The organism is Blastococcus sp. URHD0036, from assembly GCF_000701365.1.
GTDB lineage: Bacteria > Actinomycetota > Actinomycetes > Mycobacteriales > Geodermatophilaceae > Trujillonella.
This window is the reverse complement of record NZ_JNIK01000001.1, coordinates 239619-251383: the sequence shown is the minus strand read 5'-3', so window position 1 is coordinate 251383 and position 11765 is coordinate 239619. Positions and strand designations below refer to the sequence as shown.

Annotated in this window: 9 protein-coding genes; all 9 read right to left on the bottom strand. The window is 72.7% G+C overall.

All coding sequences use genetic code 11. The features are described from left to right. Positions 1-511: 511 nt before the first annotated feature. The 9 genes from N555_RS0101270 to N555_RS0101230 all read right to left on the bottom strand — a co-directional run bounded on the left by N555_RS0101270 (position 512) and on the right by N555_RS0101230 (position 11760). Positions 512-1825, bottom strand: a complete 1314-nt coding sequence (locus N555_RS0101270; protein ID WP_051683519.1) for a hypothetical protein — start codon at positions 1823-1825, stop codon at positions 512-514. 3 nt (positions 1826-1828) lie between these two features. Continuing rightward, the gene (locus tag N555_RS0101265; RefSeq protein ID WP_051683518.1) at positions 1829-2125 is read right to left on the bottom strand and encodes a hypothetical protein; all 297 of its coding nucleotides are present in this window, start codon (positions 2123-2125) and stop codon (positions 1829-1831) included. Positions 2126-2690: 565 nt separating this feature from the next. Next, the gene (locus tag N555_RS0101260; protein ID WP_081865883.1) at positions 2691-3245 is read right to left on the bottom strand and encodes a hypothetical protein; all 555 of its coding nucleotides are present in this window, start codon (positions 3243-3245) and stop codon (positions 2691-2693) included. Continuing rightward, positions 3242-5152: a type IV secretory system conjugative DNA transfer family protein gene (locus N555_RS0101255; RefSeq protein WP_029429690.1), complete on the bottom strand. Its 1911-nt coding sequence runs from the start codon at positions 5150-5152 to the stop codon at positions 3242-3244. The genes N555_RS0101260 and N555_RS0101255 overlap by 4 nt, the downstream gene beginning before the upstream one ends. An 85-nt stretch (positions 5153-5237) precedes the next feature. Next, complete coding sequence (locus N555_RS0101250) at positions 5238-6398, bottom strand: M23 family metallopeptidase (RefSeq protein WP_029429689.1); 1161 nt, start codon at positions 6396-6398, stop codon at positions 5238-5240. Continuing rightward, a complete protein-coding gene (locus N555_RS0101245) occupies positions 6395-7900 on the bottom strand; it encodes an ATP-binding protein (RefSeq protein WP_029429688.1) in 1506 nt (501 codons plus the stop codon). Before N555_RS0101245 ends, N555_RS0101250 begins: the two co-directional genes overlap by 4 nt. Then, the gene (locus N555_RS0101240) at positions 7897-9417 is read right to left on the bottom strand and encodes an SCO6880 family protein (protein WP_029429687.1); all 1521 of its coding nucleotides are present in this window, start codon (positions 9415-9417) and stop codon (positions 7897-7899) included. The genes N555_RS0101245 and N555_RS0101240 overlap by 4 nt, the downstream gene beginning before the upstream one ends. Next, positions 9414-10979 (bottom strand): hypothetical protein, encoded by a 1566-nt coding sequence (locus N555_RS0101235; protein WP_231502563.1) that lies wholly within the window; start codon positions 10977-10979, stop codon positions 9414-9416. The genes N555_RS0101240 and N555_RS0101235 overlap by 4 nt, the downstream gene beginning before the upstream one ends. A gap of 58 nt (positions 10980-11037) precedes the next feature. Then, a complete protein-coding gene (locus tag N555_RS0101230) occupies positions 11038-11760 on the bottom strand; it encodes a hypothetical protein (protein WP_369794000.1) in 723 nt (240 codons plus the stop codon). Positions 11761-11765 lie beyond the last annotated feature (5 nt).

The following is an 11765-nucleotide window of genomic DNA, read 5'->3' as shown; positions in this document are numbered from 1 at the left end:
GGCGTGCCGCGCGTCAGCAGAACAGAGCGAAGAACGCCGCATTCTCGTCGGCGATGGGGGCCGCGCCGCGCACCATCTGCCCGAAGACTCCGGGTCCTCCGGCCGCACCTGAGATCACCGCACCGTTCGCCGCGCAGCCGGACACCCCGCTCTGTCCGGGCGTCGTCGTAGGCGTCCCGGCCGCGCCGGCCGTGGCGGGCGCGAGAACGACCAGACCCAAGGTGAGGACTGCGCCTGCTGACCAGCGTCGAACGCTCATAGTTCCCCCAGCGATGCGGTGAGTGATGGCCCTGGAGGGAACGTAGGGGCACCGGATCCGCCCCAGATAGGGACAGAAGTCCCTCCCGAACCGCTGCTAGTCAGAGCCGCACTACCGTCCCGCCGGACATTCTGGGGCTGCCCCACCGCGCCGACGGCGACGGAAACCCATGGGACGCCTGACGGTCGACGGGGTGCCGCGGCACAAGGGCCGTCCAACATCCGGCGGGCGCGCTGCAGCCGCGACCGGACTTCAGCGGTCGTGCGGCCGAGACGCGTCGTTTCCTGGACGGATTGGGGACAGCCGAGTCGGTCCAGCCGACGTACCCGTCGCCAGCGCGGACGACCGTTGCAGCGCTGCGTGCTCGTGAAGGCTCTGCGTGTGGCTGGCGGCGAGGGAACGCTGCACCGGTGGAGCCGCTTGGTTGAGGGAGTCGGCCAGCGCTATGGACAGGACGCCGGCCCGTGCGACGGCATCGGCCAGGGGCCGGAGATCGTCGGCGTGCGCGCGTACGTGCCGACCGGCGATGACGTCGCGGATGCGGTCGACGGGCATGTCGTCCATTCGTGGCAGCTCTCGGGCCTTGGCGTACAGGTGACCAGTTCGAGCCCAGTCCCCCACCGCGGCTCCCAGCTGCTCGGCGAGGAGAGGCAGCTGGTTGGTGACGAACTGCGTCGACGTGATGAGCACGCTCCGGTCGGCTCCGCCCGCGGACCCGGGCGTCTGAGCCAGGACCTCAGTGCTTCGCCGGAGAACGTCGGCCAGTGCTTTCGACCAGGCAACGACGCCTCCCGCTTCGGGTGCCTTGCCCTGATGGCCGTCATGGAAGGCCATGCTGGCGCGGCCTGTGGCACGCCAGGCGACGGCGGCGGGCGCCGCGACGATGTCGTGGCCTCGTACGGCCGACGTCAGGGTCGCCGCAAAGGCGCTGGCGATCTCGGCTGTCGCGGTGACTGCTCGGAAGCCGCGCAGTGTGAAGTCACCATTGCGTTGCGCTCGGTCGAGTGCGGCGGTCAGGGAGGCGACGGCGTCGGGTGCGGTGGTGTCGGCTGTCGCGCGTGCCGCCGCGGGCATCGGGATCAAGCGGTCCAGGAGCGCGGCACCGGCGAAGGCCGGCGGCTCGGCGACCGCGTGACGACCGACGGCGGCGGCCAGCTGCCGGACGGCAGCCAGCGGCGCGATGCCAACAAGCGGCAGTAGTTGCTCTCCCAGCTGGGCGCACGAACCGGCCAGCTTGGAGAGCTCGACGGCCAGGGCCCATCGCTGGGCCCGGCCCATCAGCTCGCGGCTGCGGCCGAGGTGGTCAGCGATCGCGCCGGCTCGGTCGGTGACCGGGCCCCGCGCGTCCGGCCATAGCTCGCCGGCGTGGACACACGCCTCGCCGAGGGCGACCGTCGTGAGCTGCCGTTGCTTGGCGGTAGCGGTGAAGCCGTCCTCGGCCAGGCGGGTAAGGGCCCGTCCGAGGTGGCTCAGCGCCCTCGTCGCGTCGTCAACGCGCACATCGGCCTGCTGATCCGTGATCTGGGTGGCGAGCCCGTCGATGAGCCCTTGCAGCGTCGTGGCCACCGGTCAGCCCAGCCGCGCCAGGGCGTCACGTGCGACCTGCGCCGCCTCTGCCACCTCGCTGAGCGACGGCCGGCCGGCGGACAGGGTTGCGAGAGCGTCCAAAGCGGTGCGGATCCGGTGTCGTGGGTCGGCGTCCTCCAGCTCCACCGCGCGGGTGTGGGCTCCGGCGAGCTCGAGGAGTTCGGCTGCGTAGAGGCAGTCCAGGGCGATGCCGGCCGGGACGCGGTCGCGGTCGGCGCCGACGGCGTTCAACAAGGACGCCGCGGACTCCAGCGCCGTTCGGTCGGTGTGGCTATTCATCGAGAGGCTCCCTTGCTGCGAGCAGGTGTGTCTGTTGAGAACGGTGTCGTGGCTGTGGGGCTAGCGGGGCTGGTGTCGGTTCTCTGTGGACGGTCGGGCGACGTGCGCTCCGCTTGGTTGCCGGATCGGCGGTCCTCGGCAGATGGGAGCGCGGCTGGGCAGTCCTCGAGCAGTCGCCAGTGCAGCTCGCGGCCGGGATGCCATGCGGGTAGGCCGGCAGCGGCCAGCGCAGGTAGGCGTCGCGCGACGTCGTAGCCGGCGGTCGCGGCTCGGACGAGTGCGGCGGCCAGTGGCAACCAGTCAGGGCCATGGACGAGCCGAGGATCGATCCGCTGCACGATCGCGCGTAGCGATTGGTCGACCGATGGCCCCGGATCGTCGTCCGGCTTGCGGCTCTGCCCGGCCGCCGCGTCGACGATCTGCACGGCGATCCGCCGGCGACGCTCGGCTGTGGGTGCCTTACGCCAGGCGTCGAGCAGTTCGGGTGTGTGTCGGGTCATCCACTCCCGGCTGACCCGCACTCCTTCGAGCAGGGACACCCAGTCGGCTGGGCGAGCAGCCGGGCTCATCGGGCTGCCCGCGCGGTCGCGGTCGCGCTCGTCGTCTCGGGGTCCGGTTCATCGAGGTCGGCTGCGAAGCGGTCGGCGCGGGCAGAGCGCGCCGTCTCGCTGTCGTAGTCCGCGGCCCAGGACCGGGCCGGCCAGTCCACGTGCCGGCCGGGCGGGCAGCCGGCTCCGAGTCGCTCGGTCATCCGGGCGGTGAAGCCGGGCAGGGCGTGGCGGTGCCAGTCCTCGAGCGCGTGCGGGCTTGTGGCCTCGCCGGCGGCCAGGCGCAGGCACGCCAGTCCGGCGAGCTCGTGAACCAGATGTGGGTGGGCCGGCCAGCAGGCGGGGACGGCGTGCCCGGTGGACCAGGCGTAGCTGTGGTTGAGCCAGGCGGCGACGTCGTCGAGCCAGGGCCACAGCTCCGCGCGGACCCGCTGCGTGCAGGCGGCGGGGTCCCACGGGCGGTCCAACGCGGTGAGTCCGCCTGGCTGCAGTCCGACGGCTTCGGCGAGGCGCAGTTGCTCGAGCGCGTGGGCGACCCAGCGCGGCGGCCCCGGGAACGGCCGGACGATCATCGGTTCCCTCCCCCGGTCGGGGTCAGACCGATGCGGACCGCGGCCTGCAGTGCCTGCTCGGTGCGTTCGGCCGGGCTGGTGCCACCCGTCCGGGCTGCGGCGACCCGCGCCCGGGCGCGGGTCTGGGCGGCGAGGAGCGCGCGCCCCCGGGGTCCGGCGATGCACCGCGTCAGCGCGGCGATCAGCGGTGGCGCGTTCTCCGCGACGACGAGCGCGCGTCCCTCGGGCAGGCCTCGGATCTCCTCCGCGCGGAGGACTGGCACAGATTCTCCGTGGGTGGACCGGGACCAGCCGGCTCCGCGGTAGCTGTAGGAGGTGCGGCGCACGCGGGTGGTTCCCAGCAGCTCTGACAGTTCGCGGTAGAAGCCGCCGTCCTTGCCTCCGCCGAAGGCGGTGATGACGTTGGTGAGCCCGAACAGGGCCCGGGCCTCGTCGTCCCCGTAGATGAGCACGAGCTGCCGCCAGGTCTGAGCGGCGTAGATGAAGCTGATGCCCAGTGCGCGGTCGTTGGCCATCCGGGTGCGCAAGGTCGGCAGCGGCGCGGTGGAGGGCAGTTCGTCCAGGCACGCCAGCAGTGGCGGGCAGAGCCGCCCGGTGTCCGACCTGTCGGCCAGCTGCAGGGCGGTGTCTAAGACGTGCTCGGCCAGGGCCGTCATCAGCGGGGAAGCTGAGGCGTAGGGGTCGTCGCGGCCGAGCAGGTAGATGGTGCCGCTGGCGGCGAGCAGTGCGGGGATGTCGGTGGCGGGCCGGTCAGGTCCGGGGGTGCACCGGCGGCGGATGTCGGCCTGGAAGAACAGTGCCAGCGCTTGCTGGACGGTGGTCATGGTGTTGCCGGCGGTGCGTGGGTCCCCGTGCAGGGCCCCGTGCAGCAGCCCGTCCCACAGAGGGGCCGCGTGGGGATGGGCGCGGAGGATGTCGGCCGGCTGGGTGACCGCGGACGGCTGCGCGGCCCAGTGAAGGACGTCCTCGATGGTGCGGCCGGTGAGCGCGGCGGCGTGGAAGTAGGCCTGCAGCACCTTGGCCGCCTCGAAGGCGTAGAAGCGGGCGGCGGAGTCCGAGCCTCCGCTGGTGATCGCGCCGGTCACCGTCCCGGCGGCGAAGGCCTTGGCGCGCCGCTCGGCGGTCATGGGGTCGACGCAGCCGGCAACGGGATCCCACACCAGCTCGGGCAGGCCGGGTACCGATCCGAACGGGTCAAGAACGGCGACCGGCCGCCCACCGGCGGCCCGGGCGTCCACGGTGAGCAGCAGGTCCTCGGCCTTGGTTAGGGTCACCAGCGCCGGTCCCGGTGCGTCGAGCAGGGCCGGGGCCAGCAGGTCCAGGGTCTTGCCGGAGCCCTGCGGGCCGTAGACACCCGTGGTGCGATCGAAGGGCACCCAGAGGGACCCGCCAGCAGGGACGGCGGCGCGCCCCAGCTGCCAACCGACGTCGGTCTCCCGCACGCTGGGCCCGCGGTGGCCCGGCCGTCGGTGTAGGTCGGGGCGGACGACGGGCGCGACCCGGCGCAGCCGGTGGCGCCCCAGGACGTCGTCGACTTCGCTGCGGGTCGCCATGCCTTGTCCACCGCCCATGCGGACGCCGATCACCCACACCGCTCCCCCGCTCAGCGCCAGGTAGGTCAGCACCGAGAGGAGAACGGTGGCGTAGACGACTCCCCCAGGCGGCGACGCCAAGATCTGCGCTTCAGTGAGTCCTGCGGTCGGATTACCGGTGATCAGCCCGCCGATCGAGTGGACCACTGCCTCCGGAGTGGCCGGCCACAGCCATCCGCGGCCCGTGGCCAGCGCTGCTATCGCCCGGGCAGCGGGAAGCAGCAGGCCTGTTCCGGTCAGCCATGTCAACGCCGCGGCGGCCGGGAGTTCCCAGCTCGCCGGGCCGACGTCGGCTCGCGATCGATCGAGTGTCATGGCGCGGTTCCGTTGACCGAGGTGCACATGGGTTCCTCCTGAGTCAGCACGAGCGCAGTCCAGAGAGGTGGCTCGCTGGGTCTGGCTAGATGTCAATTCCTCGGTCCGCGAGCCAGGGGACGGGGTCGCTCGGGGCGCCGTCAACACGGACCTCGAAGTGCAGGTGCACGCCGGTGCTGTTGCCGGTCGAGCCCTGGTAGCCGAGCAGCGCGCCAGCAGTGACCGCCTGGCCGACGGTGACCGTGAACGAGGTCAGATGCGCGTAGCGGGTGCTGACTCCAGCACCGTGATCGAGCTCGACGAGGTTGCCGTAGCCGGACAGCGCCAGGCTGCCGTCGCGGTCGCAGTAGGCGCTGGTGCACCGGGCGTCGGTGACGGTGCCGTCCGTTGCGGCGTAGACCGGCGTGCCACGGGGGCCGCCGATGTCCACGCCCTCATGCGGGCTTCCGCCGCGGGAACCGAAACCGGACGTGACGGTCCCGTCGGTGGGCCGGATCCACGTGCCGGCCGCCGCGACCGCGGCCGGGCAGAGATTGGGAGCCGCGCCGGACGGGTCAGCTGCGGCGGCTTGGGCGGCCGGCCAGAGCATGGCGGTCAGCTCACGGGCGAGCGGCTCCCAGCGGGCGTAGGCGGTCGGGGTCGCCGAGACCTGAACGGCCTGGGCGGCCGCCGTCAGCGTGAGGCTCTGCCAGTCGGGCACCGTGGCGAGCCGTCGGTAGAACGCCTGCGCGGCGTAGACGGGGTCCATCAGATCGGCGATGGAGCCCCAGCCTGCGGTCCAGCGTTGCTGAAACGTGTTGACGCTGTCGTAGTTGGTGCCGATCCCGTCGTTCGGGAACTGCAGACTGGTCGCGGTCACCGCGGCCTGCTCCGCGGTCAGCTGCGGGCTGCTGCCATCGTTGGCCAGCATCCGGAGCCGGGATTCCTGGTAGGCGGTGGCCACGGCCACCGTTGCCGCGTACAACGGCAGTCCGGTACGAGCCGCGACGTCGACGATCGTCTGGGCGTGACCCATCTGGACGGCGTCGAGGTCCGTTCCGGCAGCCGAGGCGCCCGTCCCTGCGGTCCCACACGCTGAGAACCCTGCGGGCAGGGCCGCCTCAGCTGCTTCCGGCGCGGCGAGGACCGCCAGAGGAATCAGCAGCAGCGCGAGCGAGGCCCCTGCTGGGATGGCCAGCGGTGCGGCCAGCCTCCACAGCCACGCGCGCGCATAGGACTCTGCAGCGCGTTCGACTGCTCCGCTCATGCCGGCCGCCCGGCGGTGAGTGCCTCATTCGTGTAGGTCAGGTCCAGCTCAGGTCCGGTGAGGACCGTCTGCACCTTGAACGCCCGGTCCCCGACCAGCCACAGCGCCCGCCCCTTGCCGGCCACCGCCCAGCCGGTGACGACCCGCTGGGCGATCGGGGTCAGGCCGAGCAGGTCGCCCAGCTCTTCGCCGACGGCCTGATCCTGGCCGTGCAGGACCTTGACGTCGCACAGGTGCAGCAGGTCGCGGGCGATGGCAACGGCCTGGGAGGTGGCGTCGCCGGCGGTGAGCATGTCCGAGGGCTTGTGGGCGAGCAGGACCTGCACGTCGGCGTCGCGGCGGGACAGCCGCAGGTTGGCGTCCAGGCTCTTCAACGCTTCGGTGCCCAGGCGCATCTGCCGCCAGGTCTCGTCGCGGACGACGATGCGCAGGTCCCCGGGCTCGGCGATCTCGCGCATCGCCTGCCCCCAGCTGTTCAGGCAGGTCAGCGCGATACCGACGGCCTGGTCGCCGAGCGGTTCCAGGCGGGACAGCGACAGCGACTGGATGGGGGCCCGCCAGTCCACGGCGATCGTCGTGCGGTCGTCGAACAGGCCGGCCAGTGAGCCCTTGACCAGTGACCCGAGGGCGTCGCGCAGGGTTCGAGTGGCGTCGAGGAAATGCCGGCGGTCGGCGTAGCGGCAGCTGGTGATGAGCGCGTCGGGCGGCTCGTCCAGTGCCCGCCACAGTCGGGGAACGGTCACCTCGGTCAGCCGGGTGGCGCCGGAGCGGTAGCCGGTGAGCAGGCGCAGCGCCTCCCCCACGGCCGTCTCCTCGACCGGTCCGAACGGCACGTGGTGGGAGCCGACGAGGCCGCGGAGCAGCACGATCCATCGCGCGAAGACAAGCGCCTCCCGGCGTCGGGCCTCGGCGGCGGGCAGCCGGTCCCAGCCGTGCCCGAGCGGGCCGAAGTCCAAGGGATTCACCCGGGCGGGCAGGCCGTGGCCGACGGCGATCGGTTCCACGCCGAGGGCGCGGCACAGCGGCTCGTACTCGTCTTTGGTGTCGCCGAGGACCAGGGTTCGGTAGCCGTAGCCGAGCATTCGCAGCGCGAATGCCTTGACCGTGGCGGACTTCCCGCGGCCTGGCTTGCCGAACACGACGACGTTCGGGTTGGTGACCGGGATGTCGTCGTCGGTGACCCAGCCGATCGGGTCGCAGTAGAAGGCGCCGCCTGAGAGCAGGTCGACGCCCATCTGCGCGCCGGTGGGTGGCAGACCGCTGGTGGCGATGAGCGGCCACACCACTGGTGTCTGTTCTGAGGTCATCCGCCACACCGACAGCGGTGCCGGCGCGACCGCGTGCCCTCGTCCGCGCCCGCGCGCGCCTCGGCGAGGGGCGACCACCGGGAAAGGTGAAGTGCCCCGCTCCCCCACCGGTTCCCTCCGCGCAGGAGGGAGGCGGTGGCCAAAGTCGTCGAGCAGGACGGCGAGATCCCGGCCTTGACCGTGGCGGCGGCTCATCGCCGTCCCCTCCGGTCGGGCAGACCGATCCCCAGTGGGATGGCGGCGGCGGCGAATCCGGAGTCCTGGGCCAGGTCCAGCCGCAGCGGCACGAAGCCCGCGGCGCGGACGGCGGCGTCGAGCCGTCGGCCGTGCTCGGCGATCGGCCACGTGGCCGGCACCGTGACGCAGGCGGCGACGGCCGGACGGACCAGCGCCCGGCCGGCGGCGAGCTTCTCGTCGGCGGTGCCGATCCGCTCGGTGTCTCGCCGTTGCCGTGCTCGCTGGCGGAACCCCATCCGGGCACGTAGTTCGTTGCCGGTGGTGGCGCTCATGTCCTCCCGGCCGACGAGCCGAGTGGCCCGGTCCAGCGGCAGTGGCGCCAAGAACACGGTGACGCTGCGCCGCTCCCCTGGCGTGGCCGGCACGAGGACCGGGGCCAGTGCGCCGAGTACCGCTCCGGAATCGGGCAGCAGAATCGTGTCGGTGACCGAGGCCCAGGCGTCGTGGACGTAGTGCCGCACCTCGGCGAGGGCTTGGGTCGGCCCGGCGGCGCCCATCGGCACGCCGGTCGCTGGGGCGCGCCCGTCGACGCCGCCGCTGGTGAGGTCGGCGGCGATGAGCTGGCCGCGATCCCCGGGCGCGAAGCCCGTGCGCACCGCCGCCGCGAGGCCGGCCGAGTCCAGCCAGCTGACGGCGGTGCAGCCGACCGCCCCGCGCAGCGCACCTTCGATCTCGGCCATCACGCCGTGGAGCACCCGGGCACGGCCGTCGATCCCACCGCCGGACTCCTTGGCGGCGCGGGCGATCCTCCGCTCGCCGACGACCACGGTCACGAACGCCTCGGAGCGCACCGCTGCTGGGGTGAGCGTCGCGCCCAGCAGCGCGTTGACCTGCGACGCGACGGCCGGCGCATCCCTGCGGGCATGGGATCGTTCCCAGGCGGCGCGCTCGGCACCGTCATCGGGCACCGTCCGCACCTGCAGGGCGACCACGTCGACCAATTCGGTGCGGGCGGCGATCTCGCACAGTTCGGCCAGACCGGCGCCCATCCGATCCCGCTCTCCGGGTTCGGCAAGTCCGATGCCGGGATGGGCAATCCGGGCGACGGCCGCCCAGGTCCGTGCCGCGCAGTTCTGCACGATCACCGGTCGCGTAAAGGTCTGGCCAAACGGCGGCCCGTCGTGGGTGCGGACCCCGGCTAGCACTCCCGGCAGGTCCGCCTCCGACAGGTCCTCGGCCGTCCCGGCGGCCGCGCGGGACCCGAAGACCGTCCAGCCCAGTGCACGTCCAAGTGAGAACAGCCACAGGTCGGCGACCCAGCGGCCGGCCGACCGTCCGCTGATGGGCACCAGCAGAGCCGCGACCAGCAGAGTCCACACCAGCAGGCACAGCAGCAGCGCGGCCCAGGCCTGCGCGTTGAAGGCGATCAGCGCCGGCACGCCGGCGACGCTGACCGGAGCCAACTGGGCACCGGTCATGCCGAGGAACCAGCCCGAGACGTCCTTGGCGTAGTCGCCGTAGCGGGTAGCGCTCACCGGGGATCGCCGTCCCCGCCGACGTCGTCCGGACCGACGGTCGGTAACTCGAGCGCGTCGTACTCGACGCCCGCGTGACTGCCCGATCGCTCCGCCGGCCAGGCGGCGACCACCGATCCGCCGCCACCGCCACCGTGCGACGTCGAGCCGAGCGGCCCGCCTGCAGCAGCCAATTGACTCGCTGAGCCGGAGCCGCGACCCTGCGGCGCCCCGGAGTCGCGCCACGCTCCCCGTCCGGCGGCTGGCTGGCCGTGGTACGGCGCAGAGTGCCCGACTCCGGCGCTGGCCAGCACATCCGAGGCCGACGCGGCCACCCCGGCGGCGAGTCGCCCGGCTCCCGACGTACCAGCGGCCAGGGCTCGCAGCGCACCGGCGAACCGCCCATGAGTCGCTGCGTCCGCGGTGGACTCCCCCTGCGCGCGGTCTCCACTGGTCTGCGCGGCCGCGCCCGAAGCGGCGGCGCCGCCGGAGGTCGCGGCGGCCGCTGCACCGCCGGCGGCTGTCCCACCGCCGAGCTTGCCCAGCGCTCCCATGACGCCGCCGGAAGCGGCGAGGGAGGACCGCAGCGCCGCACCGCTGGAGGTGCCCGGATCGACGAAGGCCAGCAGCCGGAAGAGCACCAGCGGTGACACCGCGCCCAGCAGGATCAGCAGGCAACCCACGACGGCCATGCCGACCGCTGACTCGGTGCTGGTCTCCTCGGCGCCAGTCAGGATGCCCTCGGTGATCGTGACGCCCACCCCGAGGACAAGGACAGCCACAGGGGCCACCAGCAGCGCGGCGATGAACCAGCGCAGGCTCCGCCAGAACCAGGCGCTGGACGCCTGCGCCAGCAGCCCGCCCGCCGAGATCGCAGAGGTCGCGGCCAGCACGATGAGCGCCGCTTCGCGGACGAGCATCAGCAACAGGTAGCCGACACTGGCGGGCACCAGCAGGAAGATCGACGAAATCCCGAGGACGGTGGCCACGGTGGCGTCGACCAGGTCGCGCTCCACGCTGATCGAGGGATCGAAGGCGGCCATGGTGTCGATGTCGAGCAGACTGCGGAGCAGACCCGTGGTCAGCCCGGAGACGCCGGTAACCAGCAGCGCGGCCACACCGACGTAGCCAGCCCAGACCAGCCCGTACTGCACGACCCCCAGCAGCAGCCGCCCCAGCGTCTGCCCGTCCCGGCGCAGGGCCGCGGCCCCCAGCTGCACGAGTGCCATCAGCGTCGCCACGGCCGCGCCGATGCCGAACGTCACCGGATAGACGCCGGCCAGCGGGCCATCGGCAGACAGGTCAGGAGTGGCGAGTGCGTCGATGACCGAGAAGGCGAGGCTCAACAGCCACAGCCCTGCGTCCCACAGCGAGAGCATGGCGCTCGTCCACACGTTCTCTGCCGCCTTCCCGGCCGCGTCGCCGAGCAGGTCACCGGCTGCATCGGCCGCCTGTCCGAGCGCGCAGAGGGGATTGATCGGCAGACAGGGCAGACGGTTCGGGACCGCCGCCGGCAGAGCCATAACCGTCGACTCGGCCGCGGCCGGCGTTGCCGTCCCCAGCCAGCTGATCGCCGTTAGCACGAGAACAGCGAGCAGGAGACGGACGAACAGTGAGATGACGCGTTGACGCGCGGAGGGCCTAGGCATGGCGCAGGTCCCGCCATCCCGCGTCGATCGCCGCGTCGGTCCCCGGCCAGATCGACGGCGCTGGTGCAGGCTCCGGCCCCGGACCGATCAGCCAGCGATCCTCAACCCAGACCATCCGCTGGCAATCCGCGACAGCCATCCGGGCCGTCCGCTCAAGGGTGACGGTGAACTCCAAGTCCACGCATACGACCGCGAAGTCCGGGCCCACCGTGCCCTTGATCAGGCCCATGACCGGCCGGACGACGATGGCCAGCTGCGGTGACCCAGCGGCGGACAGGCGTGCCCCAGACAGCAGGCTCGCCATCCCGGTCACGCCGGACCAGTTCTCCCGGGTCGGGCCGCCCACAGCGCCCCACGCGGTTATCACGTCGCGCACGCCCTCCACAGAGCCGGACTGCATCGCTCCCACATCGATCGCTGCTAGCTGCGCCAGGGCACCCTCCGAAGTGCGGGGGAAGCCAAAGGCCACGGCTGCCGGACCGACGCCCGTGGGGCGCGGGAGCGCGATCACCTCGGCTGCTCTGCTGGACAGCGGACCCGGCAGCGCCTGGTCCGGCTCGGCGGTCGGCATGGGAGCAGCGGCCAGTGCATCCCGCTCGGTCAGGCTCCCGGTCGTCCGCTCGGCAGTTGGAGCCGCGTCGCGTGCATCCGGCTCCTCAGCCAGCGCCGACAAGACCGCGAGCACCAGCCCGGCGATGAGCGCGAGGACAGTCACGGCAC